Here is a 25683-nt window from a genome sequence, read left to right on the forward strand (position 1 = left end):
TTTCCTCATTACAACGATTTGGCGAATTTGAAGTAGTCCTCGGTAGGCAAATAGTTGCCCGTAGTCCACAATCCGTTCCCTGAAACAATTACACCTTTGAGGACAAAGAATGAATCAACCACTGCGCCTGGCCCTGGTCACAGCGATCCTGGCAGCCTTCAGTGTTTCATCGCACGCAGCCGATGATGCTCCTGCCGTCACCATCAGCGGATTCGGCACGGCCGCCCTGACGGCCGCCGATACCGATGACGTTGAGTACGCGCGTTTCAACCAGGCCGCTGGCGTGGGCAACAGCCCGCGCGCCGGCGTGGACTCCAATTTCGGCATCCAGGGCACCGCCAAGATCAACAACTGGCTGTCGTTTACCGCACAGGGCCTGGCCCGCAAGAATGCACGCGATTCCTATGGCGCCGAACTGAGCTGGGCGTTCGCCAAGTTCAAGATCAATGATGAAATCTCGATCCGCGTCGGCCGCATCGGCATGCCGGTGTATATGATTTCCGATTTCCGCCAGGTGGGCTACGCCAACACCATGATCCGTCCGTCGCAGGAAGTGTACGGCCAGATTTACGGCGATTCCTACGACGGTATCGATGCGGTGTACCAGCACAATTTTGGCGACACCACCGTGACCGCGCAAGTCGGCATCGGCAAAATGTCGACCAGGATTACCGACGACAACCGGGTCGAGTACAAGCCGGCGACCACGATTCATATCGTCGCTGAAAACGGCCCGTTCACCGTGCGCTTCGGCCGCGCCGACGCCAAGGTCAGCCTGCAGGGCAGCGAAACGCTCGACGGCCTGCTGGGCACCCTGCGCCGGGTCGGCATGGACAAGGTCGCCAGCGACCTGTCGGTGACCGACGTCGACGGTTCCTTCACCTCGCTCGGCTTCACCATGGACTACAAGAACATCCTGGTGCAGAGCGAGTACGCCGTGCGCAGGACCGATTCGCTGGTGATCCACGACACCACCTCGTACTACACGATGCTCGGCTACCGCTTCGGCAAGATCACGCCTTACTACTATTATGGCAACGTCAAGCAGGACAGCGATCGCGCTTACGCGGGCTTGCCATCGAGCGGGCCGCTGGCGGCGCTGTCGGCCGGCGTGAACACGGCGATGAAGGCCGGCCTGCAGTCGACCAATGCGCTCGGCGTGCGCTGGGACTTCCATAAATCGGCCGCGCTGAAGGTGCAGGTCGACCGCATCAAGCCACGCGATGGCTCGGGCACGTTCCTGAACGCCAAGCCAGGTGTCCGCGATGCGGTCAATGTCTACGCCGCCGGCGTCGACTTCGTATTCTGAGGAAGCGAACATGAAGACAATTATCGGCAAGATGTTGCTGGCGGCGGGTGTGTGCGTCGCAACCGTGCCCGCCCTGGCGGAAATCGTGGTCATCGTCAATCCAAAGAACCCGGCCACGCGCATGTTCAGCGAGCAGGCGGGCCAGTTCTTTATTGGTAAGTCGGCCTTGTTCACGCCGGTCGAGTTCAACGAGGGCGCGCCCATCCGCAACGAGTTCTACAGCAAGGTGCTGCAGAAGGAACCGGCGCAGGTCAAGGCCATCTGGTCCAAGCTGGTGTTTACCGGCAAGGGCACGGCGCCCAAGGAATACCATACGGCGGCCGAGGTGAAGAAGGCGGTTGCCGCCGATGTCAGCGCCATCGGCTACATCGACAAGTCGGCCGTGGACGACAGCGTGAAAGTCATCCTGACAGTGCAGTAAGCGATAGCGGCCCGCGCGCATGCGCCGGGCCGTTCTCATCAGTTGGTCCCCTTGCGCCGCTCGGCGCGGCCGCCGCCAGCCTCCTCGCACCATCCCGGCAGTCATCATTACTTTCCTCCTGGTTCGTCTTTGCTTGCCAAGCGTAATTCACGCTTGCGCTTCGTCACGTCTGAATATTTTCTCTTTTGGCATGCCATAAAAATACGGTTTACGAAGAAGGTTATGTGTTCGGCCATATTCAAGCGCGCCAATGCCTGTCTATGTTCCTTCGATACAACGCTTTCGTGAATTAAGCCGCGTTCGCTGTACACAAATAGTTACTCGTGTCCCACACTAGGGACTCAGCACTAGCGAACTATCGAGGAGAAAATATGAATAAACCACTGCGTCTTGCCATGGTCTCAGTCATCCTGGCAGCTTTCAGCATGTCGTCGCAGGCGGCCGATGGGCCTACCGTGACGATCAGCGGATTCGGTACCGCGGCCCTGACCGCGACCGATACGGATGACATCGAATTCGCGCGGCCGAATCAACAAGCCGGCGTGGGCAAGAACCCGCGCCCCGGGGTCGATTCCAATCTTGGTATCCAGGGTATGGTCAAGATGAACGATTGGCTGTCGTTTACCGTGCAGGGCTTGGCGCGCAAGAATGCGCGCGACGCCTGGGGCGCGGAATTGGCGTGGGCATTTGCAAAATTCAAGATCAATGATGAGCTGTCGGTGCGCGTCGGTCGCATGGGCATGCCGGTCTACATGATTTCGGACTTCCGCCAGGTTGGTTACGCCAATACCATGATCCGTCCGCCCACCGAAGTGTATCGCCAGGTCAATGGCGATTCCTTCGACGGCGTCGATCTGGTGTACCAGCACAGCTTCGGCGATACCACGGTGACCGCACAGGCCGGTATCGGCAATGTATCGGCCAAAATCACCGACGACAACCGGGTCACTTACAAGCCGGCCACGATGATTCATATCGTCGCCGAAAACGGTCCGTTCACCTTCCGCGTCGGCCGTGCCGACGCCAAGGTGACGATCCAGGACAGTGAACAGCTCGACGGCTTGCTGGCCACCTTGCGCCGGGTCGGCCTGGTCCAGGTCGCGAATGATCTGAGCATCACCGATGTGGACGGTTCGTTCACCTCGGCCGGCTTCACGATGGACTACAAGAATTTCCTGGTGCAGACCGAGTATGCGATCCGCAGGACCGACTCGCGCATCGTGCCGGACACCAATTCGTATTACGCGATGTTCGGCTATCGTTTCGGCAAGATCACGCCGTATTACTACTATGGCGACACCAAGCAGGACACTGCCCGCACGTATGCCGGTTTGCCGACGGCCGGCCCGCTGGCGCCGCTCACGGCCGGCGTCAATGGCGTGGTCAAGGCGGCCCAGCAGTCGACCAACGCGATCGGCGTGCGCTGGGACTTCGCCAAGTCCGCCGCCTTGAAGGTACAGGTCGACCGCATCAAGCCGCGCGACGGCGCCGGTACCTTTCTGCGCGCAAAGCCAGGATTCCACGACACCGTCAACGTATATGCCGCCGGCATCGATTTCGTATTCTAAGGAGAGCAGGATGAAGATAACAATCGGCAACATGCTGCTGGCGGCAGGCTTGTTTGCGGCGGGTGTGCCCGCCTTTGCGGAAATCGTGGTGATCGTCAACCCCAAGAACCCGGCCACGCGTATGTTCAGCGAGCAGGCGGGTCAGTTTTTCATTGGCAAGTCGACCTTGTTTACGCCGATCGAATTCAATGAGGGCGCGGCCATCCGCACCGAGTTCTACACCAAGGTGCTGCAAAAGGAGCCGGCCCAGGTCAAGGCAATCTGGACCAAGCTGGTGTTTACCGGCAAGGGCACGGCGCCCAAGGAATATCACACGGCCGCCGAGGTGAAGAAAGCGGTCGCGGCCGATGTGAGCGCGATCGGCTACATCGACAAGTCGGCCGTGGACGATACCGTCAAGGTGATTCTGACGGTGCAGTAAGGATCGGCGGCAGGAACACAAGCCCTCCAGCCCACGGCGGAGGGTTTTTCCGTTTCTGGCGCAAGCATCTTGCCCTTGCGGGGTCGCATCTGCTAGGCTGGGCGACCGCCGCCACCTTGCCACCGCGATGACGCCACTTTCCGCCGCACCCCTGACCGTTCCCGGAGCGGACGGCCATCCCGCCTTGGGCCGCTTTGCCGGCGCCGCCACGCGCTTCGACTGGGCGCTGCTGGCCGCGCCGTACGCGCGCAGCCGCTGGTGGCGGCGCTTTCACCACAAGCGTTGGCACTACACCGCACTGGCCACCGATCAGTTGTTCTGCGGTATCGCCATCGTCGATGTCGGCTGGACCAACACGGCGTTTGCCTACGTGTTCGAGCGCACCCGGCGCGAGGTGGTGGCCGGCTTCTCGCGCGACGGCTTGCCGGGACTGACGGCGCGCCTGGCCGGGCACGCGGGCGGCCACAGCCGTTTCAGATTCGGCGCCAGCCGGATCGACATGTCGGCAAGCGCGCTGTCGCTGCGCTGCAAGGGCTTGGAGATCGAGGCCGCCTTCGGCGCGCCCGCCGCACCGCTGTTGCTGGCCGTCGGGCCGGTGCGCGGCGGGGCGGTGCATGCGACGCAAAAATCATCGGGCCTGGCGCTGGGCGGCAGCGTACGCGTCGGCACGCAGGCCTATGCGCTCGATGGCGGGGTGGCCAGCTTCGACTACTCCAACGGCTTGCTGGCGCGCGAGACGGCGTGGCGCTGGGCCTCGGCGCACGGCCTGGCGCTCGGCTTCAACCTGCAGGCCGGTTACTTTGGCGCGCACGAGAACGCCTTGTGGCTGGACGGGCGCTTGATCGGCCTGGGCGCGGCCACCTTCGATTTCAACGAGCACGATCCAATGGCGCCGTGGCATGTGTTCACCGACGATGGTTTGCTCGACCTGCATTTCACGCCGGAAGGATACCGGCGCGAAGACAAGAACCTGCTGGTGGCGGCGAGCCGTTACGTGCAGCCGATCGGCACGTTTTGCGGATGGGTGAGGGCCAGCAGGGATGCGCCGCGCCGCGCCGTGACGCGGCTGGCGGGCGTGACCGAGGACCACGCCTCGCGCTGGTAGGCGTGCAGACCAGCAGGCGCGTGCGTGCGGCCTGCACAACATGCAATTCTTTTTATCTTGACATCAAAATTCAGGCGGCATATATTCCACCTGCCTGAGTTGGAAGCGTTTCCATAATGGAGGGAACCGGTTGTTTCCTTGCTCCAATAATTCAACAGGCCCCCGCATTTTGCGCAGTTCGGCACAGCGCGGTGTCAGCGATGGTGGAAGCGCTACCACAGCGCTTTCCGGCTTGATGCCGTTTTTATGAAGAGCAGTTATCAGGAGACATTGTGAAAAATCAAAACAACATCCAGGCAAAGCGGAAATTCATGCTGTCCGCCATCGCGGGCGGCATTCTCGCCATGTACGGCGCCGGCGCGCACGCCAGCGTGACCAATCCCGTCATCGGGCAATTGCTGTGGTCGGAAGAATTCAACGGCCCCAGCCTGAACAGCCTGGTGTGGACGGCGGACGACGGCAACGGTTGCCAGATCAACCTGTGCGGCTACGGCAACCAGGAATTACAGTACTACAGCCCGAATAACCTGTCGATCGTGAACGTGCCGTTCGAATCGAACTCGCGCGCGCTGGCGATCAAGGCCCAGCGCCAGACGATCGGCAGCAACTCCTTTACTTCCGGCAAAGTGACTTCGGCCGGCAAGGTGCAAGTGCAGTACGGCATGATCGAAATGCGCGTGAGCACGCCGGCGCTCGGCACCGGCTTGTGGCCGGCCGCTTGGTTGCTCGGTTCCAGCCCGCAGAGCTGGCCGCGCAATGGCGAGATCGATATTGTCGAGATGGGCCACCGCGCCAGTGCGCGCGCCGCCGCCGGTAATGCGCCGATCGACAGCTTCGTCGGCGCGAACGTGATCACGTACCAGCAGGCCGCCTGCGTGCCGGGTAACGAAAGCTGCGCGGCCTCGACCGCGTGGCAAACCAAGAACTGGTATATTGCGCCGACCTCGATGGCGAACCGCTTCGTGACCTATCGCCTGTACTGGACCGAGTCGCAAATGCGCTTTACGGTCGTCGATAACGGCGTCGAGCACAATATGTACGACAAGCCGTTGCCGGTTAATTCGAGCGCGCTGCAAGCGCCGTTCTACCTGCTGCTGAACCTGGCCGTGGGCGGGAACTTCACCGACGCCGCCTCGCCCGGACAAGTCACCGCGCCGCTGCCGGGCACCATGTACGTCGATTATGTGCGCGTGTATCAGCTCGACGGCAAGGGATCGGTCAAGCTGGGCAACCAGTCGACGCCGGAAGTGGGCAAGTTCGGCGTCTTCACCGATAACACCGCCGTCAACAACAAGCAGGTGGCCGGCGCCAGTTCGGATATCTTCGTGTGGAATAACGCGTCCATGTCGGCCGGTAATATCGCGCCGTTCGAGGGCAGCAATGTCATGGCCTTGAACTACACCGCGCCCAACCAGTGGTTCGGCGGCAGCGTGCAATCGCGCCAGGCGCACGATATGAGTAATTTCAGGAACGGCAACCTGAAATTCCGCATCAAGATTCCGGCCAATGTGGCCTTCAATGTGAGTATCCAGGATACCTACACCAACCAGAATGCGGTCAAGTTCCCGGCCAATGCGACCACGTACGGCCTGGTGCGCAACGGTGACTGGGCCACGGCGACGATTCCGGTTTCGACCCTGGTCGGGCCGAAAGTGGCCTTGCAGTCGATGCTGGACCTGTTCCAGTTTTCCAGCGAAGCGACGCAACTGCCGACGGCGCCGTTCCAGATGGCGATAGACGATATTGTGTGGGAGTCGGGTACGCCGACGCCGACGCCGACCCCAACCCCGACGCCAACGCCGATTTCGGTCAGCGCCACCCAGACCGGCCCGACCACGCTGCAATTCGCAGTGCGCTCATCGGCCTGGGCGGACGTGCATTACACGGTCAATTCCGGCGGCCAACAAAACATCCGCCTGCGCCAGGATGCCGGCAACAATACCTATGCCGCCGGCGGCCTGAAGGCCGGCGACGTGGTCAAGTACAGTTTCACGTACTGGGACGTGGCGAAGAACTATGCTGTCGATACTGCGCAGCAAACGTTCACGATGAAGTAAGCGCCAAGGGCGAGGCGCTTGCGTCTTGCCTGCCTTACCTGGCCTTGGCTGGCTGCGCCGGCAAGGCCGGCTTGCTGGCGGCCGGCGCCGCCGCCAGCCATTGTGTCGTCGGCGCCGTCATGTCCGGCTTGCGTTCCGCGGCGAAGGCCGCCGCGAGCGCCGTCGAATTCATGTCGCGGAACAGGCGAATCCACTTGCCGTCTTCCGACACCAGCATGGGAACCACAGGTTTGATGGCTTTCAAGGTGACCATCATGTGGAACAGCAAAGAAAAATCGCGCTGCACGTTTTGCGTGGTGAGACCGCACGCCTTGGGCTGCGGCAGCGTACGCTTGGCCCAGAATGTCTGCCATGCCAACGCCGGATTGGCGTCGCAGCGTATCTTGACCACCTTTTCCAGCGCTGGCACGGCTGCGGGGTCGCTTCCCAGCAAGGAGGAGGGGACCAGGTAAAACGTCGTGTTCAGGCGCGACGCGGCCTTGGCCAGGTCTTTTTCCAGCATTTGGCAGCCCGGACAATCGACCGCCGAGAACATCAGGATCTTGCGTCCGCCGCCGTTGCCGTAGCTGATCTTGATCAGCTTGTCGTAATCGAGATTGGCCATGACTTCGGCGCGCACTTCATCGACTTGCTTGGACGTCATCCGGCGTGGTTTGCCGGCTTGCAGCCCGATAGTGCTCAAGTCGCCCCCTTTGGTGCTGATGGTTCCGGCATCATTCGTGAGGGAAACCAGTTTACCGGCCGGCGTGAAAATGCCGTACATGCCTTTTACATGGGTTGGCACGACCTCGGCGTTGGCCGGGGTCACATCCGCAAGCGTCACGCCCGCCTTTTGCATGTTCGCAAAAAAATTGGTCCTGGCTGTATTCTGATCGGCCAGCGCAGCCGATGGCGCGATCGCCGCCGCCACAGCCAGCAAGGCGGCCATGATGGCGCTCGCCGGTTTGAACGGGGCGCGGGCGAGGTGGTGTGACATTGTTTTCACGGGAATACCTTTATGGAAAGATGAAAAATCAGCTTTTGCGCTTTGCAGCGGCCAGCCAATGGGTCGTGGGCGCAATCGCCACACGCTTGCGCGCCGCCCCGAACATGGTGTCGGCCACCTCGGGCGTCATGTCCAGGTTGAAGTTCTTCGGAACCGGCGAGCCATCTTCGGCGATGAACATGGGAACCGCCTGGATCATGGATTTCACACCCGCCATGATGCTCGACAGCGCCTCGGTATCGCGATGAACCGACTGGGCGCTCAGCGCGCAAGGCTTGGCCGGCGGCGCTTCGCGAGTCGCCCAGAACTTTTGCCAGGCGACGCCCGGCTTGTCCTCGCACATGATGCGGGCAACTTGTTCCATCAATGCCAGGCCACGATTCTCCAGCCCGCGCAGCGAGGCCGGCGCAATGTAGAAGGTCGTGTTCAGCGTCGACGTGGCCTGGACCAGCTCGGTTTCGTGGATGAAGCATGTGCGGCAGTCCACCGACGAAAACGTCAGGATCTTGCGTCCTCCACCATTTCCGTAGGTAACCTTAATCAGTTTGTCGTAGGCCAGATGGGCCATCACTTCCGCGCGCAACTCGCCCACTTCCGCGGGCGTCATGAGGCGAAGGCTGCCCGGTTTCGGCCCCAGGGTGCTGAACACGCCCGCCTTGCCGTACAGGGTGCCCGCCTCGTTGATGACGCCCATCAACTTGCCACTCGCGTTATAGGTGGCGTACAGCCCCTTGACCAGGGTGGGGGTGACGAGCGCATGCGCGGGGTCCAGGTCCCCGATGTCGATGCCGGCTTTCTCGGCGTTGCCGAAAAAATTGGCGGCGGCGCTGGCGCTGTCGGCATGGGCGCTGGCTGTCAGCAAGCCCAGCGCGGCGGCGCACAGCGCGCGTTTGAATAAGGTGTTCAGGGTATTGCCTTGTATAAAGATGCGGAAGGCGGAAACGAGCGCATCGACGCCGTCGCCCCGCACGACGCGTGGGCGAGGACATGACGCGCTCCGTACGCACTATGCGTCGGCGCCGTCCAGCCAGAAAATGGCGTAGGCCTTGGCCGGGGTCTTTTCGGTCGGCTTTTCGATCTGGACCTGGGCGCAGTCTTCCGCCACCAGGCTGCGCCAGTTGGGAATGCCGGCATTGGCAAACACCGTCGTCGCTTTGGAAGCCAGGCTGATATCGAGCGCCAGGCGTGCGTTGCGCTGGCCGGTCTTGGCGTAATTGACGCCGCGCAGTTCGAAGCCGAACGCGCTCAGCCACGGCTCCCACAAGCCCGATTCCACGCCCTGCACGATGCGGCCGAACATATCCTTGAGCGGCAAGCCTTTTTTGATCACGCCGCGCAGCGGTTCGAGCGACGGCGCCGTGCGCGCATCGGTCGACAGCTTGCCGGCGCCACGGTCGCCGATGGCCTTGATTTCCTTGGAAAAGGCCGCATCGCGTTCGGTGTAATCGCGCATCCGGGAGAAAAACTCGGTGCTGATAAACGGGTTTTCAGGCCGGCCGACTGGTTCTTCGGGGGCGCGTTTGGCCGGAGGCTGTTTTTTGGTGGTCATAGATTCGGAACTGGAGTGTAAGGGGCGTAGTTTAACTTACTTGCCAAGCAGGGCAAGCGACTCATTCCATTGCCCCAGCCACGGATAGAGGAAATCGTGGGCCTGGAATGCACGTTTGAGTTGCGAAATCGGCACGCGGTACGCATCGTTCATTCCCAGGGCGAGCGTCACCGGATTCCACATGGCCTGTTTTTTCGATTTGCGGGCGCTGCCTTTGATGCGCGCGCCTTCATCGCCGAAAATGCCGCCGGCGTCGTCGAGCGCCTTGTGCATATCGATCCGCAGCATGGTCCCGAATGCCGCCAACACTTCATCCTTGCTGATGCCGACGCGCGCCTCGCTGGCCGTTTCGACCACCACCGGCTTCGGCTGCGCATCGTGTTTGAGCCTGGCGACCAGGCGTTCCAGCTCCTTTTTGAGAAAGCGCAGCTCATGCAGCTCGCGCCGGAAACCCGGCGCCGGCAGTTGGGCCACGATCTTGTAGGCGTCCTTGGTCGTCGTGATCAGCACATCCTCGCTGCCGGCCACTAGGCGCGCCACATCGGCTTCCAGGAAGATCGGGGCCGCATAACCGCCGTTGGCGTCGCCGAACAGCTCGGCGTGATTGGCGTCGTAATCGAACCACACATACGGTGTGAGCGCGTTTTCCAGCAGCCGCGCCAGGGTCCACGGCGTGCCGGTTTGCTGTTCCATCCACGCGCAGGATTGTTCGGTAGTCGCCCGGAACGGGAGTTCGATGATCGTCATTGTTTATCCACTTGCAAAAAATTGAGCCACCGGGATGCCCGGTCAATACCGCCATGATAGGCGATCGGCCGGCGCACCATGCATTTTAGGATGGCATGCGCCGTGAGATAATGGCCGCCATGACGCTCAAAATCTCCAGGATTCTCCACGCCGGCTATGTGTTCGAGTGCGAAGGCACCCGCATCGCTTTCGATCCGGTAGTCGAAAACCCGTTCAGCCGCAATTGCCACGCTTTTCCGGACGTGCGCTTCGACCACGCGCAGTTCCGCGCGGTGCATTTCGACGCCGTCTTCATTTCGCATTTCCACGACGACCACTGCTCGTTCGACAGCCTCGATCTGCTGGACCGCGCCACGCCGCTGTACATCTACTGCCTGTTCGAAGAATTGTTCGACATGGTGCGCGAACTGGGCTTTAGCAAGGTGCACCAGCTGCGCCTCGACGCGCCGGTGCGGGTCGGCCCGATGACGGTGATCGCACGTGAAGCCATGGATGCGGATGTGGACTCGATGTTCCACATCCAGGCTGGCGGCCTGAATGTGCTCAATGTCGTCGATTCGTGGATCGATCCGGACATGCTGCCGGCGCTGGCGCGCTTTGCGCCGTGGGACATGGTGCTGTGGCCCTTCCAGACCATGCGCGAAATCGAAGTTTTATCGCCCTCGCGCGCCGCGCCCGCGCCGCCGCGACTGCCGGAAGAATGGATCGGGCAATTGGTGGCGCTCAAGCCGCGTTATGTGGTGCCCAGTTCCTGCCAGTTCGTGCAGGAACCGTGGTCCTGGTATAACCACGCGTTTTTTCCGATCACCTACCGCCAGTTCGAGCAAGAAGTGGGAGCGGCCTTGCCTGATGCGCAGGTGGTGCGGATGAATCCTTCGGTGTCGTTTGTGCTGGACCGCGATGGCATCTACGCCGCGCCGCCATTGAGCTGGGTGGTGCCGGTCGGTGATCAGGATGTCGATTACCGGTACGAAGGCCACGCGACGCCGCCGCCAACGGCCGATATCGCGCGCCATTTCCCGGCGCTCACTAGCGACGAACACGCGCGCGTGATCGATTACTGCACCTCGGGCTTGCTGGATAAATATCGCGGCATGGCACTGCCGGAAGAGAGTTTTTTCGAAAAACCGCGCGTGTGGCGCTTATCGGTATTCGATCATGCGGGGGAGGGCACGCATTTCCATTACCGGATCGAGTGCGACAAGATCGACCTGCTGGCCGGCGTGCCGGATGCCTTGTCGTGGACCACCGAAGTGCCGGTCGCCAGGCTGTATGCGGCGCTGGAACTGGGCGAGGCGCTGACGTCGATGTATATGCGCATGAACGATGCGGTGTTCGTCCAACAGACCGAGACCGATTTGCTCGATGCGGAACTGGTGGACGATCCCTTGATTCGCTGCCTGTTTAACGACGTGTTCGGGGCGTATCAGGCGGCGCAGCTGCGCCGCATCCAGGATCGGAACCGGCGCGCCTGACCATCTAGTGCCCGAAAAAAGGTAATACGCGCGTCTACGCCAGGTTGGCGCGGAAGAACGCGGTCAGCTTGTCGAAGGGAATCACATCGAGGCGGTCGTACAGATCCGTGTGGCTGGCCCCGGGAATGATCATCAGTTCCTTCGGCTTCGCCGCAGCCGCGTAGGCGGTCTCGCTGAAATAGCGCGAATGCGCCTTCTCGCCATGGATAAACAGGACCGGACGGGGAGAAATCTCGGCGATGTAGTTCAGGATCGGCAGGTTCATGAACGAGACCGGCGTGGTCATTGTCCATGAACCGTTCGAGTTGACAGCACGTGGATGGAAACCGCGCGGCGCCTTGTAATAGTCGTGGTAGTCCACCAGGAATTGCGCTTCGCCCCCTTTGAGCTCATTCATGGGCGGTCCGTAGGCCGGGCCGCCTTTTTCCGCATCCAGCCAGCCCTGCCGGCCAAGCTGCTCGAGCGCCTGCGTGCGCTGCTCGAGAGTCACGCTGTCGTTGTAGCCCTTGGACACGACCCGCGTCATGTCGTACATCGTGCTGACGGCGACGGCCTTGACCCGTTTATCGACGGCGACAGCGCTCAGCGCCATGCCGCCCCAGCCGCAAATGCCGATGACCCCGATGCGCCCACGGTCAACGAAAGGCAGCAAGCCCAGATGATCGACAGCTGCGCTGAAGTCCTCGGTGTTGATTTCCGGCGAGGCCAGATTGCGCGGCTCGCCACCGCTTTCCCCGGTGTACGATGGATCGAAAGCCAGGGTGACGAATCCCCGTTCGGCCATGGTTTGCGCATACAGGCTCGACGACTGCTCTTTGGCCCGCGGCGAACGGGCCGCTGACGACCAGCGCCGCCAGCGTGCCCCTATCTAGCATTTTCGGCTGGAATTACATCGCCCCCACTATGTGGCGTGCACTGACAGCGTTAGCTGCGCGGCGCCCGGCAATGTTCGCATACATGTTCCAGCTTGCCTTTACGGAGGCGTGTGTATGCAATTACATGCACGGGTTTTGGGAAGTGACATGATTTCATGACAGATTCCTTTCATCGTTTCGTCTCGATAATGAACTTGACGCTTGCAAAACAACGAAATCACGACTAAACTCCCGCTGCTGTTCAAAGCAAACATTGCAAGAGAAAATCAGAGACCATTTGATTTTCTTTTGCCTCGGCGCCTATAGAATCCCCACTCTATAGGCGCTTTTATTTGGATAGTTGATTAATAAATTCTGAATGTCATAGGCGATTTACGATGTCATCAATCGCTTCAATAGCTTGGTCTCGGTATTCCGGCTTCACTTGAACTCGATGCCCACTAATTTGTAGTTTTCCAGTTTGCATAGTGGAAAATGGACAGCCCCGAGCAAAAGCCACGATGCCGGTAGTGCCAAAGTCTCGGACGTCAACAATGCCGTCTTTAGTCTTCTTAAAAGTAAAATGTTGCCCATAAGATTTGATTAGTTGGGTCAAATCGCTATCAATTCCGGATAAGACCGCCGCATAAGCCGATGCCGAACCCATATATTGAGTAAGCCGATTTTTTAAGATAAGATGAACCTTTGGCAATTCTCTTTTCGCGGCATTTAACTTGGTTGCAAATGTATATTTAGAATATACCTCTGATGGCAACTTCAGCCCATAGATAAGTGAGAATGCATTTTGTATAGCTCGACGTGAGGAATCATCAGCCATTACTGGCAGAATAACTTTATTTGAAGTTGAAATTGCAATTTGGGTATACATCGAGAAACTAGGATTAGTATCGATAAAAATCAAATCATACTCTTTTTCTACAACCCTTATAAAGTCGCGCAACCAATCGATTACTCCGAGCCAAGCATTAACGCCTGGCAGGTCGGCATTGGCAAGCGTGTTCATGGCGATGGCTTGAAGTTCAAGCAGAGGGTCACCACATACTAAATGGATTTTCTTTGGGATGGCTGGATTGTATTTCGAAGGGTTTGTAATATAGCTGTGTGCCTCAATCTTGGGCGGAGAGAATGGTGCAGGTAAGCGGGAATCAAAATATCCACCTATACTGCAGCGAGGCGTAAGTCCTTGGCGCTCAAGTAAGCGCTGGGAGCCATTATTAGATAATCCACCCAGCATCAGTTCCGACAAGTTTGCCTGCGGGCACATGTCGATGACCAGAATGCGGGCCTTGGGGTTCTTTTCTGCGTAACGGCATACAGTTTGAAAGGCTAAACTGGTCTTGCCTGTGCCACCTTTATTGTTCCAAACGGCAAATATGTCCATTTATTCCTCCTTGATGTCTATATCTGATTGTCGCACGTCCATTGTGGACATGTCAAAGGAAAAATTGGACAATTTTGGCAATTGCACTAGAGGACTTATGATATTCCTGAAGAGCATCGACGTTCTGCCCACGGCTATGCGCGTTGGTGGTCCGGGCTTGCCATTGGCGAGTGTGGTCATCGCCGGACAATGCGGCGACGTGGCAAATTTGGGGTCTGCACTGGACGGAATTTGCGTGCCCCAGTTTGGGCACGCGCGTCCAGGCTAACGTTCCTCCAGTCTGTACGTTGAGCGTGTTGACTGACGTCGCGTTGTAGTCGATGTGTAATCGAGCCTCGCGGTATCTGGTACGTGCGCCTGAAGATCTTGATACACAAACACGTCGGCTATGCCGAGGATGCCGTGAGGTTCACCTCTACGGTTTGATGCCGAAGCCTACAGTGGCCGCAACGTCGTTGGGCGCGCGCTCAACCAACTGAAAAAATCCCGCGTCCTAGCAACAGCGGTACGACAAGCGCAGCTATAACGCCTTTACGGACGTGTTTACGGCACAATTATGATCTGACTCCTACAAAGTCAATCATACACACCCTAGCCGTGACGAGGCCCTGTCGGCCTGCTGAAAAGGGGAGTAGGCTTGGCGACAGTCGCCTCAAGCCGTATGCATCTCCGCCGCCGCATGCGTCGATTTCAGGGCCGTGCGCACGATCCAGCATTCCGGATACGACTCGCTGGCAAAGCGCGTATGGCGCGCAAACTGCGTCAGCCGGTCGAGCGGGGCGCCCGGACTGAGCGCGGTTTCCTTGCCGGTGGTCGGATCCAGGTGCCAGAAACCGCCGTTCTGGTGATACAGAACCGGCATCACCGCCGCCCTCGGCGCGGCGCCGAACGGCGCCACCGGGAAGCCCGGATGCTTGCCCGGCTCCAGAAAGTAAAAACACTCGGCATGCGCACCCTGGTCGATGCGGTGAATGATCACCCCGTGCGGCATCACCGCCGTCACACTGAGCACCACAATCCCCTTGATGCTGGCCGACAGCTCGATGCGCATGCCCAGCCGTAGCGGCACCGGCTTGTTCTTGCCCGGCCACACGCCGTCGAGCAAAATCCCATAGCGCGACACATCTTCGATCTCGAAACCGTTCATGCCGCGCCGGATCACCGCGTGACGCCCCGACAGGCGGCGCGTCAGGCCGTCGCGGTCCTGGCCGTCTTCGCCAAAATGGGTCAGCAGCACGTCGGCGTCCGGATCGTACAGTTCAAAACGGCCCAGCACGCACTCCGGCATGGCGAACAGGCGCACCTGGCGCTGCGAACCGGGCTCGGGCGCCGCATTGACGAGGCAGGCGCAGGCGGTCGGGTGCGGATGCGGCTCGGCATGCGCGGGCACGTCGATTTCGATCAGGTCTTCATCCCAGGCAATGGTCGAAAAGCCCATGTCGACCTTGCCCGGCTTGGCGTCCAGGTTCAAATGGGCGATCGAGGCGTTGCGCGCATGCACGTCGATATCGAGCCGGCCGCCGCCGGCCTGGGCGTTAACCCGGGCGATGGAGGCGTCGTCCGCCATGACACGCACGTTTTTGTGGGTCGACAGGAACGTCTGATGGATTTCGGTCAGGGTGGCGTCGGGACGCGGCACCAGGATGACCAGGGTGCACACCCATTTATGGCGGATGCGGCCATCGTGCAGGTTGAACAGCTCGACCTCGATCCGGTATTGCCCGTGTTCCTTGTCGCGCGAGGAGAATTCGATGAACAGCGGGCGCCAGTCGCCGCGCAGGGTGCGCACGAACGAGTGGCGCGCGTTGCCCTGTGCAATCAGGGCCGACTGCAATTGCATGGTGACCAGTGGCGCGCTGTCGGGCGGCATGCCGCGCAGCTCGACCTTGATGGCCTGGCGTCCGCCGGCGGCGCGCGGGTCAAAGCCGCTGATGTGCAGGTGCGGACGCTGCAGCGTCGGCAGCGCCTCGTCCGGATACGCGAGCGGCGCCGCGTCCGGCCTGGCGCTCGGGCGCGCGCTGCGCAGGGCGCTGATCAATTCATAGCTGGAATTGGCTGGGGCGGTCACGGACGCCGGCGTAGCCGCGGCCGGTACAGCTACGGCGGCCTGGCCATGGCCATTCGCGCATGCAGTTTCCCCTGGCATGACCCAGAAGGTGCAATGCGGATGCAAGGAGTTGTTGCATTTTTTCATAGCAATATTCGCCGTTCGTGAGTATCAAAGAATACGCGCTTTTCTTGAAGTGCGGCACGCCAAACGTCCGTGCCTAACAACAATATTTGTGTTTTGAAACAACATCTTGTCGAGTCATCAAGGCTCTCCGCCGCAAAGTTGTTCGCTTGCTATCGGCGCCGCCGTGTCATCGTGGACCAAGGGCCGCAGCACGATGGCCGTCAGGTTGTCGATGTGCAGCTCGGGCGGCGGATTACTGCTCATTTCGGCAAACAAAGCGTCGGTCATGGCGCGCGCGTCCGGCTGCGCCTTGAACAGGGCCGGCCAGCGGGCCAGCCAGGCGCCCGGGTCGGCGCACGCCCAGAAACCGTCGCTGGCCAGCAGGTATACCGCGCGCGGATCGAGTTCCAGCGCGCGCCGGTCGGGCAAGTGGTACAAATACGAGGGCAAGTTGCGTGGCGAGAGCTCATACAAACCATCGGCCAGCTCGGCCGGATTGGCAAACGCATTGCCCAGGATGAAGGCTTGCGAGATCTGGCAGCGGTGCTCGCCATGCACCTGCTGCCACCACTCGTGCTCGCCCAGCAAGCCGCCCATCGCGAAGGCCGTGGCGGGAACATGGTCGATGGTCATCGGAGTAACTTGCGTATCGATAATTTCGTACAAGCGCGAATCGCCCACGTGGTACAGCAGCGCCGGCTTGCCGGAGCGCAGTTCGAGCATGGTGAGGGTGGTGCCGGGGCGTTTGCCGGTACTCGGATCGCAGCCGAACTCTTCCTGCAACTGCGCGTGCAGCAGGTCGAGCCGGGCCGACAGCTCGCCCAGGGTGTGGCAGGCCGGCATGTCCAGCAAGCCGCCGACCACCGCCTCGGCGGCCTCGCGTCCGCGTCCGTGGCCGCCCATGCCGTCGAGCACCGCCACGCGCATGTGGCCGCCCGGCCAGCCGGCCACCTGCTGGCGTTGCGCGGCCTGCTCGTACAAGAACACCGCGCTGCCGGCGCTGTCGATGACCAGGTAATTATCCTGGTTCTCGAGGCGCTGCGGCGCATCGGCGCCGGCGCTGGAATGCACCGACACATCGAGATAGGGGCCAAAATCGAGGCTGGGAGCTGCTGTTGTCATCGGGCGTGGCCGGAATGGTTGGCAATCCTGACAGCTTATCGGAAAATTTGCCGTGCCAAAGCGACGATCAGATGGAGGTTTCCCGCTTTCCGGTCGCCAGTGCGATGGCGTTGACGATCACGCAGGCGCCGGCGGCGGCCAGCGCCGCCTGCACGCCGACCTTGTCGGCCAGCGCGCCCCAGGCCATGCTGCCCAGGGTGTAGCCGCCGGCCATCACGAACAGGTAGATCGACAGGGTGCGCGCGCGTATGCTTGCCGGAAAAGCTAGCTGCGCCGCCGCGTTCAGGGTCGACACGGTGGCCGACCAGGCCATGCCGGCCGCCACGATGAGCGGCACCAGCAAGGCCAGCGAGCCGATGAAGGGCAACAGGCACAGCATGGCGCCATACACCAGCAAGGACGCGCTTAACAGGTGCGTCTTGCCGATACGGCAACGCAGCGACGGCAGCAGGAAGGCGCCGCACACCGCGCCCGCGCCCAGGCTGCCCATCAGGACGCCGAACACGCTCGAATCCCTATGCAGCACTTGCTTGACGAACACCGGCAGCAAGGCCGCGAACGAAATCGTCGAGAAAAACACCGTGCACACATTGAGTAAGATGCGCCGGTAGCGAGCGCAGCCAAGCGCGGTACGCACGCCGAGCTTGAGGCTGCTTGCAAAATCGACTTTGGGGCGCACCTCGGGTACGCCATCGCGCCACCACGACCAATACACCGTCAGCAAACCGACAAAGGACAGCGCATTGACCAGGAACAGCGCGCCGGCCCCGACCCAGTTGAACAGCAGTCCGCCGAGGGCCGGCCCGAGGATGGCCGCCACGTTGTAGCTCAGGTTGTTCAGGGTGGCGGCCGCTTCGACCTCGTCTGGCTCGACCAGGCCCGACATCGACGCTTGCCAGGCCGGCCACATGAAGGCCGCGCCGGCGCCCATGCAGAACGTCAACACCAGCACGGGCGCGGTCGAAATGCGCCCGCTGATGGCCAGCGCCGCCATGACGCAGGCGCACAGGGCCATGAACAGATTGCAGAAGAACAAAAATTTGGGGCGGTCGACGGCGTCCGCGATGACCCCGGCAAACAGGGCGAACAAAAAGATGGGGATATAGCTGGCGGTCTGCACCAGGCTGGCGGTGGAGGCCGAACTTGCCACAAGGGTAATCAGCCAGGCCGAGGCGAAGGTCTGGGTCCAGGTACCGAGGTTCGATATCAGGTTGGCGGTCCACAGTTGCCGGAAGCGCGCGTGGCGCAGCGGCTTGGACAAGGGCACCTTGGGCCGCAGCGACGGCGCCGGCAGCGGTACGGACAGGCTCGGTTTAGGCATGATCGTTCCAGTCTAAAGCGCGTTCGTGCCGTGCGTCAACATACCGGCGCAAATGACCTGCACATTCGCGGCCAAACGTGCACAATGAGCGTTCTGTCAACCGTCCCGTACCGACAATGCACATCCGTCCTATCGAGCACAGCGACGTCTCGGCCGTGGCCGCCATGTTCCGCGCACTGGCCATCGAGTTCATCGTTCACGAATCGCCGCCGGAAGCGGCCGCCACCTTCTTGCGAGACAATGACGAAGAAGGTTTCCTGGGCTTTTTGCGCCTCGGGCATGCCTATCACGTCGCCGAGGTGGACGGCGAACTGGCCGGCTTTATTGCCGTGCGCGAGCGCCAGCACCTGTATCACATGTTCGTTGCCAAACAATTCCAGGGACGCGGCATCGCGCGCGCCTTGTGGGACGTGGCACGGCGCGCGGCGATTGTGGCCGGCGGCGACGGCAGCTTTACCGTCAACGCCTCCAACTACGCGCTGCCGGTCTACGAAGCGATGGGCTTCGAGCGCACCGCGCCGACGCAGTGCGTGAATGGCTTGTACTTCAACCCGATGAAGCGTCCGGGCTGACAGGATCAGCGCGGCGCTTCCTCGGCGCGCCGCAGCCACAGGCTGCTCGACCAGCCGCGCACCTGCCTGCCGTCGATGCGCGCGCTGACCTGCCACCAGTCGCCGTCGCGCAGGCCGGTCGTGGTGACCACGGTGCCCGCCGGCGCCACCGCGATGCGCGGCGCGCCGATGCCTTTGTCCGCGCGCAGGTTCAGGTCGTCGAAGACGGTGTAGCTGACGCCCGCATGGGAGGGCGAGGGCGGCGCGGTGGCGGCCACGACCGGGCCGCTTGCGGGCAGCAGCGACAGCAGCAGGGCGCCCAGCCCCCAGGTGCCGGCCGCCAGGATACCCGCCGCGCGCAGGTTCGGCCGGCGCCACCAGCGCGCGGGCGTGAGCCACGCCGCCAGCACCAGGGTGGCGATCAGGCCGGCCGCGTAGGCGAGCACGGTGAGGGAGTTTGCGCTTGGCATGGCACTGTCCTTACGCGTCGAAACGCAGCACGTAGTGGCCCGCCACCAGATGGTGACCGGCAGGCAGCTTGTACGGTTGCTCAACGCTCGCTTCGCCGATGCTGGCCACAAAAGCGAGCTTGTCGTCGAGGTGATACAGCGCCTGGGTGGCGGACAGGCGCCCGATCAGGTAACCGTTCGGCTCCGCCTCGAAGCTGAAGGCGCTGCGCGAGAGGCCAATGCGGTCGGCGCTGGCGCTGTCCGCCCCGCTCACAAGGTGCAGGAAGCGCGGCGAATCGAGCACGCGCAGCGCGGCCAGCATGGGCGCGCTGCGCCCGAAGGCAAAGCGCGCACCGCCGGCGACGGGCGCGGCGATCGGGTGCGGCAGGCGCAGCACGGCGCAGTATCGGTCGCTCATGGCTGGTGCGACCGCCAGCAGTTCGACCGTGCGCGCGTCGACCGGCGTGAAGCTCGCTGGCGCCGCAATCGGCTGGCGTCCGGTGCTGGTGAGCGCGTACAACTGGTCGTCCGCATTGACGCCGAAGGTCAGGGCCGCCGCTTCGCCGTCGCTTGCCAGCAGCAGCGACGGGGCCAGCCCGATCTCCATCGACACCGCACCGGTGTCGCGGTAGCGCGACAGGCAGGGCAGCGCCAGGCCGACCAGGCTGACCCGTTGCCGCGCCAGCGGGGCGTAGGTGGCGTCGCTTTCGACCGGCGCGGCGGCCGGGCGGTGGCTGAAGGGCACCGCGGTGTCGCCGCTGTCGATGCCGGCGGGAGCGCGCGGCTTCCACACGGCGGCCGGCTTGGCTGAGGGAGCCGGGATCGGAGCCGAACCGGCGCGCCGCACCCGCATCAGCAGGCGCGCAGCCGGGTCGCCCCTGGCGGTGACGAGGTACTGGCCGCTGAGCGCATCGAGCACGCAGTCGAACGCGCCCTTGGGCCGCACCTGCACCTCGATGGGAGCGTCGGGACCATCGTTAACGAGCAAAATGGCGCCGACGGTGCCGAACGGCCAGCTTGGTACCGCGTGGCTGGCCAGGTCGGCGTCGTGACCGATCAGCGCCAGGCGCTGTTGCGGGTAGATCGGGCACACCGCCTGCCAGATGGCGCTGTCGCGCGAGGTTTCCACTGTATACAAGGGCTGCTCGCCGGCGGCCGGCAGGTAGACCGCGTGGCCGAACTTGACTTCCACCTGGCCGGGTTCGAGCGCATCGGTGCCCACCACGTCGTAGCGCACGTCGTCGCTGCCGAGCAGGTCGCCAAAGTCTTTCTGGTGCAGGGCCGTGAGCGACTGCGCCAGGTCGCGCACGCGGGCGCCGCGCGTCAGGTGGCGGTCGTCGTCGACTTCGTCCTGCGCCAGCATCAGGGTGATGTGCGAGAAGCAGCGTGTGGGAGCGCGGCCCCGGTGCTCGCGCGGGGAGCGTTCGAGCAGGTCGCGCAGCAGCGGGCGGCGCGAGAACAGGGCCAGGCCGGGCGCCTGCCACAGGGTTTCGGCGTTGAACACATCGTTCACCTTGCCCAGGACTTCATGTTGGACGTAGACCGGCATGGTTGATTCTCCTCGAATGATTGCGCACTGATTGCACTGAACGTTAGCAGGGGGCAGATGAAAAACAGCAGATGGCTGCCGCCGGCCGACAGAAAACTCATGGGCTGGCCCATGATCGGGAAGATCGCCAGGTTGGTCCCCCACGACAGCAAAAAGTGGCCCAGCACGAAGGCCGCGCCGCCGCACAGGGCGAAGCAGCGGAAGCGCCACAGCCAGGCCTGGCGGAAGTCGCGCGTTTGCTCGCTCGCGCCAAAGGCGCGCGCCGCCGTTTGCAGCAGGCCGACCAAAAACAGCGCCTGCAAGGCCCACAGCGCCAGTGCGCCCAGCAAGCCGTGGCGGTTCAAAAAGAAGGAGGGCGCAAAGTCATCCTGCACCGCCGGGATATGCAATGCGCTGCCGCCGACCTGGCCCATGGCGCCCAGGCCAAGCCGGCTGTCGGCGCCCCACCACGCGCCTTCGGCGATGGCGCGCGCGGCCAGCAGCAACTGCTGGCCGGTATGCGGATGCTGGGCCGGGTCGAGCCACACCAGGAAGCGGTCGGCGTAAAAGCCCCATTGCGCCACCTCGGCCACGCCGGCGCCGCGCAGCCAGGCGATGCCGCCGGCGGCCACGCAAGCGACGCCGAACAAGGCGGCGGTGGCGCCGTGGGTGCGGGTGGCGAGCGACCAGGCCAGGGCCATCGCCATGCACCACACCAGTAACAGGATCAGGGGCGAATAATCGTCCACCTGGACCAGGGCCAGCCCGAGCAGGGCGGCGAACAGCAGCACCGGCGCGGCCAGGCGCAGCGACCGCCGCGCGGGACTCGACTGCTCCGGCATGTCCGCGTGCCAGCCAAGGCCGATGGCGAGGCAGTGCGCGGTAAGCGCGGTCAAGGCCAGCTTGGCAAATTCGACCGGCTGCAAGTCGAACACGCCGGTTTCGTCGCCGAAGACGACCTGCATCAGGAGCGCGCCCAGGGCCGCCAGCGCAAACAGGGCGAGCACCCATTCGAGGGTGGCCTGCGGCATGGCCGGGGCGGCGGCCCATGCCCGCAGGCGCAGGTGCGCGCCGATGCCAAGGCCGATCGCCAGCAGCGCCACCGACTTCTGGAAGTAGCGCAGCGCGGCCGATTCGGCGCCGCCGAAACCGAGTTCGAGCTGCGCCAGCAGGCCGACCGCCAGCAGCAGCACGCCGGCGGCGCTGGCCAGGGTCAGGCGCGCCGGCAGCAGCAGGCAGCCCCACAGCGCGGCCCAGGCCAGCAGCATCGACCAGCCGACTCCCGGCGCGCTGCCCGATCGTTGCGACAGCAGCGCGGCCACGCCGGCGATGACCAGCAGCGCGCTGCCTGCCGCCGCCGCGCGCACCGCCTGGCTTGTAGCGCGCGTAAAAGGCCAGGCGCCGCGCTGCCATTGGATGGCCGCCGCCACGGCCAGCAACAGGCACAGGCCCAGCGCAACGGACCACGCCCGCCCGGCCGGCAGCGTCCACAGGCCGCGTTTTTTCCACTGCCACGTCACTTGCGCCGGCAGCAGCGCATCGGCGTCGGCATACAGCGCCACATGGCGTTGCGGCAGCAGGTGCAGCACGCCATCGTCGATCCGCACACCCAGGCGGGTGCGGCCTGCGACCAGCGTTTGCACGCCGGCCAGCGGTTCCGCACGGCGCGCCAGGTCGACCTGGCCGGCACTTGACGAGATCAGGAGCGGCGCGCGGTCGGCGGCGCCCGCGAGCAGCAGGCCATCTTTGGTGCGTGCGATGGTGGCGCTGGCGCCTTCCACATAGGCGATGCCAAGCCGGTTGCCGCAATACAGATTGCCGCCAAAGGTCAGTGGACGCGCCACCGTCAACGCCTGCGGCATGGCGCGGTTCCACAGCGCGATGGTGCGCGCGGCGACGCCGGCGTCGGGACAGGCCGGCTGCGCGCTGTCGTTGCGGTACAGGGTGGCGCCGTCGTAGCGCCACTGGGCGCCGGGGCCGGAGAAGGCGACCTGGCGCGCGTTGGCGTCTCCCACATCGAAGCGCGCCGCACCAATGCGGAACAATTGGCCGGCGCGCAGTGCGCTCGAGCCCATGCGGCGGTCGGCGCCGTCGCGCTGCAGCAGCACCTGTTTGCCGGCGCTGACGTTGCTGGCCCACCAGCGGCCGTCGGCGGCGCGGCGCAGGGCCAGATGGGCGTTGTCGGCTTGCGGCGCGGCCAGTTCGGCGCTGCCCAGGGTGAGCGACTCGCCGGGCAGCAGCAGCACCGAAATACGCTCGGGCGACCAGGCCGGCGGCGCGCGCCACAGGCACACCAGCTGCAACAGGCACAGCACCGCGAGCAGGGCGGCGGTGAGGATGAACCCGGGCGAGCGGTCCGCGAAGTGCCTCATGGCCGCTCGCTCGCCGGCAGGGCGGCGCGGATGGCGCCGAGCATGCGGCTGATCTGCATGGCGTGGCACGGGCGCTGCGCACGGTCGGCATGGAGCAGCGCGCGCAGCAGGAGCAGCGCTTCGGCCGCGCCGTCATCGTGCGGGGCGCTATCCGGACTCCAGGTGCCGGCGTCGGCCTGGGCGCCGAAGGCCCGTGCGAAATGCGCCGCTTCATCCTCGTGCAGGGTGGGCGGAGGGCGATTGCCGTGGCGTGCCAGCAGCATGGCCGCACCGTCGCCACGGTGCTCGCGATACGCCTGGCCGCACTCGCTGCAAAAGCGCAGCGGCAAGCCACCGGTGACCAGATAGTAGAACAGCGCCCCGAGGGCAAAATAATCGGTGCGGGCGTCGGTGTGGTAGCCGCTGGGGTCCGGGAAAAACTGTTCCGGCGCCTGCCAGCTGGCCGTGCCGGCGTACGCACTGGCGTGGCCGTCGGCCAACGGGCGGCTGGTGCCGAAATCGGCCAGCTTGACGCTGCCGTGCCGGCGCGAGAGCAGCACATTGGCCGGTTTCAGGTCCAGGTACGACCAGCCGTACTGGTGGACCTTGGCCAGCGCCTGGTTGATCTGCCCGAGCCAGTCGAGCAGTTGCGTCTTTGTGATCGGGCGTCCGGCATCGCGTTCGATGGCGATATGGCGGCCAAGATCGGTGTCGAGCAGCTCGAGCGCCATGACGGGCAAGCCATCGTGTTCGCCGCTGTCGAGCAGGCGCACCACATGGCGCTCGTCCCAGGGCGCGAGCGAGCGCAGGAAGGCGATTTCGTTGCGGGCGCTGGCGATCCAGCGTTCCTGCTGCAGGGGATGGGCGCGCGCCATCTGTGCGCGGTTGACCAGCTTGAGCGCCACGTCGCCGGCCGGCCCAGTGGCGCGCCACACCACGCCGTAGGCGGAGCCGCCCAACTGGCCGCACAGGCGGTACTGGCCCGCGCCAAGTGCGATGATCGCGTCCGCTGTTTCCATGCTTTCCCCAAGAGGCGCCGGCAAGTGCCGTCAGCAAGCGATAGCGGAGGGGGAGGGGAAACGGGCGCCTCAACGCACGTAAACGAAAAAAGGCACGAGAATCTCGTGCCCGGGCAAACCTGGGAAAGCTACGCTTGATTAACGGCCGTACCCGTACCCGTGGCCGTATCCGCGACCGCGTCCATGGCCGTAACCATGGCGATGTCCGCGACCACGTTCAACATACACGACCGCCGGTGGACCGTAGTAGCGTGGAGGCGGTGCGTAATACACCGGGGCTGGCTGGTAATAGCTGCGCGATTCGACATACACGGGCGCCGGTTCACGGTACGGGCGCTCATAACGGCGCTCTTCGTAGCGGGTTTCGTAGCGATTGTCATAACGGTTGTCGTAGTAGCCTCGGTTGTTGTCGCGCTCACGGGTGCTGATCGAATTGCCGACCACCGCACCGAGCACGCCGCCGACCAGGGCGCCGTTGCGCGATCCGGTGCTGTTGCCGAGGGCTGCGCCGGCGACGGCGCCGATTGCCGTATTGACGCCACGGTCGCTAGCCATTGCTGTGGAGGAGATGGCCGCTGCGGCCAGAACCACCGCACCAGCAAATTTTGTGTTCAACATAGCGTTTCCTTTGGCCTCAACCGAGATCGGGATGATCACGCAAGCGCTGGGGCATGACTCCACTATATCCCGGCTTCATGGGAATTCCATTCTTAATACATAAACTTACAAATGCGGGAACAGTGTAACAAGGCAGGCAAACCATCCTCATATCACCGGCACGCTAAGCGGCCGGGTTGTTTTTCGTCACTCGTGTCATGCGGCGACAACGGCGCAAACCACGACGAGGCCATATGGACCCTTGGCCGCAATTTGGTATGTCGCCCCCGCCTTGCCGAGCAAGGGGATCCCAGATACTGAAGTGAGCATAAAAACCCCGTTTCTTCAGTTACATCGAACTTAACCAAGTTTTGACTTCCGCGTGGCTAATGTTGTCCTGACTTCGGCCATGTTGGATGGCTCCACCACCGTTTCCGGCGGGCGCTCCCTGGCAAGGGCAGAGAGGAACTGGACCGGCAAATTCAGTTGCCTGATGGCCCTGCCGCCAAGCACTCGGGGATAGGCGTTTTCGACATCCGCAGTACGAGGGTCCGGAGCGTGTCAAACTATTTGAGACCGGTTTTGCAATTAGTTTAGGGAGCATTTTTCAGTCTGAACATCTCCCAGGATTGTCGCTTTTGGCATATTGATGCCGGCTTCGGTCGGCAGTGCCGGTGGC

The 25683-nt window shown here is 62.9% G+C and carries 22 protein-coding genes; 8 read left to right on the plus strand and 14 right to left on the minus strand.

Annotated features, from left to right (window positions below):
• Positions 1–109: 109 nt before the first annotated feature.
• From F2P46_RS23680 to F2P46_RS23705, 6 genes are all read left to right on the plus strand, one after another.
• The gene (locus tag F2P46_RS23680; RefSeq protein WP_166894815.1) at positions 110–1309 is read left to right on the plus strand and encodes a hypothetical protein; all 1200 of its coding nucleotides are present in this window, start codon (positions 110–112) and stop codon (positions 1307–1309) included.
• Between the two features lie 10 nt (positions 1310–1319).
• Positions 1320–1730 carry a hypothetical protein gene (locus F2P46_RS23685; protein WP_166894817.1) on the plus strand — a complete coding sequence of 137 codons (411 nt, stop codon included), beginning with the start codon at positions 1320–1322 and terminating at the stop codon, positions 1728–1730.
• Positions 1731–2101: 371 nt separating this feature from the next.
• The gene (locus F2P46_RS23690) at positions 2102–3298 is read left to right on the plus strand and encodes a porin (RefSeq protein WP_166894819.1); all 1197 of its coding nucleotides are present in this window, start codon (positions 2102–2104) and stop codon (positions 3296–3298) included.
• 10 nt (positions 3299–3308) lie between these two features.
• Positions 3309–3719 (plus strand): hypothetical protein, encoded by a 411-nt coding sequence (locus F2P46_RS23695; protein WP_166894822.1) that lies wholly within the window; start codon positions 3309–3311, stop codon positions 3717–3719.
• A 127-nt stretch (positions 3720–3846) separates the two neighbouring features.
• Positions 3847–4824 (plus strand): DUF2804 domain-containing protein, encoded by a 978-nt coding sequence (locus tag F2P46_RS23700; RefSeq protein WP_166894824.1) that lies wholly within the window; start codon positions 3847–3849, stop codon positions 4822–4824.
• Positions 4825–5096: 272 nt separating this feature from the next.
• On the plus strand, positions 5097–6881 hold the full coding sequence (locus F2P46_RS23705) for a family 16 glycosylhydrolase (RefSeq protein WP_368737950.1): 1785 nt from the start codon (positions 5097–5099) through the stop codon (positions 6879–6881).
• Positions 6882–6915: 34 nt separating this feature from the next.
• On the opposite strand, the gene F2P46_RS23710 is transcribed toward F2P46_RS23705, so the two are convergent.
• From F2P46_RS23710 to F2P46_RS23725, 4 genes are read right to left on the minus strand one after another with little or no spacing between them, the layout of a single operon-like run.
• Positions 6916–7866, minus strand: a complete 951-nt coding sequence (locus F2P46_RS23710) for a hypothetical protein (protein ID WP_166894826.1) — start codon at positions 7864–7866, stop codon at positions 6916–6918.
• A gap of 28 nt (positions 7867–7894) precedes the next feature.
• Positions 7895–8836, minus strand: coding sequence for a hypothetical protein (locus tag F2P46_RS23715; protein ID WP_166894828.1), 942 nt, complete (start codon positions 8834–8836; stop codon positions 7895–7897).
• 36 nt (positions 8837–8872) lie between these two features.
• Positions 8873–9415: a hypothetical protein gene (locus F2P46_RS23720; protein ID WP_166894829.1), complete on the minus strand. Its 543-nt coding sequence runs from the start codon at positions 9413–9415 to the stop codon at positions 8873–8875.
• Between the two features lie 36 nt (positions 9416–9451).
• Positions 9452–10162, minus strand: coding sequence for a hypothetical protein (locus F2P46_RS23725; protein WP_166894831.1), 711 nt, complete (start codon positions 10160–10162; stop codon positions 9452–9454).
• Between the two features lie 119 nt (positions 10163–10281).
• Between F2P46_RS23725 and F2P46_RS23730 the strand changes: the two genes are divergently transcribed.
• Positions 10282–11637 carry an MBL fold metallo-hydrolase gene (locus F2P46_RS23730; protein WP_166894858.1) on the plus strand — a complete coding sequence of 452 codons (1356 nt, stop codon included), beginning with the start codon at positions 10282–10284 and terminating at the stop codon, positions 11635–11637.
• Positions 11638–11671: 34 nt separating this feature from the next.
• Here F2P46_RS23730 and F2P46_RS23735 read toward each other — a convergent pair whose 3' ends face one another.
• The 5 genes from F2P46_RS23735 to F2P46_RS23755 form a co-directional block, all read right to left on the minus strand.
• Positions 11672–12421, minus strand: a complete 750-nt coding sequence (locus F2P46_RS23735; protein ID WP_229509431.1) for an alpha/beta hydrolase — start codon at positions 12419–12421, stop codon at positions 11672–11674.
• A 452-nt stretch (positions 12422–12873) separates the two neighbouring features.
• Positions 12874–13893: a ParA family protein gene (locus F2P46_RS23740; protein ID WP_166894833.1), complete on the minus strand. Its 1020-nt coding sequence runs from the start codon at positions 13891–13893 to the stop codon at positions 12874–12876.
• A gap of 652 nt (positions 13894–14545) precedes the next feature.
• Positions 14546–15961 carry an FHA domain-containing protein gene (locus F2P46_RS23745; RefSeq protein ID WP_368737951.1) on the minus strand — a complete coding sequence of 472 codons (1416 nt, stop codon included), beginning with the start codon at positions 15959–15961 and terminating at the stop codon, positions 14546–14548.
• Between the two features lie 243 nt (positions 15962–16204).
• Positions 16205–17188, minus strand: coding sequence for a protein phosphatase (locus F2P46_RS23750; RefSeq protein WP_166894835.1), 984 nt, complete (start codon positions 17186–17188; stop codon positions 16205–16207).
• 67 nt (positions 17189–17255) lie between these two features.
• On the minus strand, positions 17256–18509 hold the full coding sequence (locus F2P46_RS23755; protein WP_166894837.1) for an MFS transporter: 1254 nt from the start codon (positions 18507–18509) through the stop codon (positions 17256–17258).
• A 116-nt stretch (positions 18510–18625) separates the two neighbouring features.
• Between F2P46_RS23755 and F2P46_RS23760 the strand changes: the two genes are divergently transcribed.
• A complete protein-coding gene (locus tag F2P46_RS23760) occupies positions 18626–19081 on the plus strand; it encodes a GNAT family N-acetyltransferase (protein WP_166894839.1) in 456 nt (151 codons plus the stop codon).
• Positions 19082–19086: 5 nt separating this feature from the next.
• Here the strand turns inward: F2P46_RS23760 and F2P46_RS23765 are convergent, their stop codons facing one another.
• The 5 genes from F2P46_RS23765 to F2P46_RS23785 all read right to left on the minus strand — a co-directional run bounded on the left by F2P46_RS23765 (position 19087) and on the right by F2P46_RS23785 (position 25025).
• Positions 19087–19530, minus strand: coding sequence for an SH3 domain-containing protein (locus tag F2P46_RS23765; protein WP_166894841.1), 444 nt, complete (start codon positions 19528–19530; stop codon positions 19087–19089).
• 10 nt (positions 19531–19540) lie between these two features.
• Positions 19541–21058, minus strand: a complete 1518-nt coding sequence (locus F2P46_RS23770; protein ID WP_166894843.1) for a hypothetical protein — start codon at positions 21056–21058, stop codon at positions 19541–19543.
• Positions 21019–23409 carry an FtsW/RodA/SpoVE family cell cycle protein gene (locus tag F2P46_RS23775; RefSeq protein WP_166894845.1) on the minus strand — a complete coding sequence of 797 codons (2391 nt, stop codon included), beginning with the start codon at positions 23407–23409 and terminating at the stop codon, positions 21019–21021. The genes F2P46_RS23770 and F2P46_RS23775 overlap by 40 nt, the downstream gene beginning before the upstream one ends.
• On the minus strand, positions 23406–24407 hold the full coding sequence (locus tag F2P46_RS23780; RefSeq protein ID WP_166894847.1) for a serine/threonine-protein kinase: 1002 nt from the start codon (positions 24405–24407) through the stop codon (positions 23406–23408). Before F2P46_RS23780 ends, F2P46_RS23775 begins: the two co-directional genes overlap by 4 nt.
• Positions 24408–24545: 138 nt before the next feature.
• Entirely contained in the window at positions 24546–25025 is a 480-nt protein-coding gene (locus F2P46_RS23785) for a glycine zipper domain-containing protein (RefSeq protein WP_166894849.1), read from the minus strand.
• Between the last annotated feature and the right edge of the window lie 658 nt (positions 25026–25683).

The sequence above is a fragment of the Massilia sp. CCM 8734 genome (assembly GCF_011682155.1).
Classification (GTDB): Bacteria; Pseudomonadota; Gammaproteobacteria; order Burkholderiales; family Burkholderiaceae_D; genus Telluria_A; species Telluria_A rubra.

Coding starts and splice junctions, on each gene's coding strand:
- F2P46_RS23680 (WP_166894815.1), top strand. CDS start 110: ATGAATCAACCACTGCGCCTGGCCCTGGTCACAGCGATCCTGGCAGCC.
- F2P46_RS23685 (WP_166894817.1), top strand. CDS start 1,320: ATGAAGACAATTATCGGCAAGATGTTGCTGGCGGCGGGTGTGTGCGTC.
- F2P46_RS23690 (WP_166894819.1), top strand. CDS start 2,102: ATGAATAAACCACTGCGTCTTGCCATGGTCTCAGTCATCCTGGCAGCT.
- F2P46_RS23695 (WP_166894822.1), top strand. CDS start 3,309: ATGAAGATAACAATCGGCAACATGCTGCTGGCGGCAGGCTTGTTTGCG.
- F2P46_RS23700 (WP_166894824.1), top strand. CDS start 3,847: ATGACGCCACTTTCCGCCGCACCCCTGACCGTTCCCGGAGCGGACGGC.
- F2P46_RS23720 (WP_166894829.1), bottom strand. CDS start 9,415: ATGACCACCAAAAAACAGCCTCCGGCCAAACGCGCCCCCGAAGAACCA.
- F2P46_RS23725 (WP_166894831.1), bottom strand. CDS start 10,162: ATGACGATCATCGAACTCCCGTTCCGGGCGACTACCGAACAATCCTGC.
- F2P46_RS23730 (WP_166894858.1), top strand. CDS start 10,282: ATGACGCTCAAAATCTCCAGGATTCTCCACGCCGGCTATGTGTTCGAG.
- F2P46_RS23735 (WP_229509431.1), bottom strand. CDS start 12,421: ATGGCCGAACGGGGATTCGTCACCCTGGCTTTCGATCCATCGTACACC.
- F2P46_RS23740 (WP_166894833.1), bottom strand. CDS start 13,893: ATGGACATATTTGCCGTTTGGAACAATAAAGGTGGCACAGGCAAGACC.
- F2P46_RS23750 (WP_166894835.1), bottom strand. CDS start 17,188: ATGACAACAGCAGCTCCCAGCCTCGATTTTGGCCCCTATCTCGATGTG.
- F2P46_RS23755 (WP_166894837.1), bottom strand. CDS start 18,509: ATGCCTAAACCGAGCCTGTCCGTACCGCTGCCGGCGCCGTCGCTGCGG.
- F2P46_RS23760 (WP_166894839.1), top strand. CDS start 18,626: ATGCACATCCGTCCTATCGAGCACAGCGACGTCTCGGCCGTGGCCGCC.
- F2P46_RS23765 (WP_166894841.1), bottom strand. CDS start 19,530: ATGCCAAGCGCAAACTCCCTCACCGTGCTCGCCTACGCGGCCGGCCTG.
- F2P46_RS23770 (WP_166894843.1), bottom strand. CDS start 21,058: ATGCCGGTCTACGTCCAACATGAAGTCCTGGGCAAGGTGAACGATGTG.
- F2P46_RS23775 (WP_166894845.1), bottom strand. CDS start 23,409: ATGAGGCACTTCGCGGACCGCTCGCCCGGGTTCATCCTCACCGCCGCC.
- F2P46_RS23780 (WP_166894847.1), bottom strand. CDS start 24,407: ATGGAAACAGCGGACGCGATCATCGCACTTGGCGCGGGCCAGTACCGC.
- F2P46_RS23785 (WP_166894849.1), bottom strand. CDS start 25,025: ATGTTGAACACAAAATTTGCTGGTGCGGTGGTTCTGGCCGCAGCGGCC.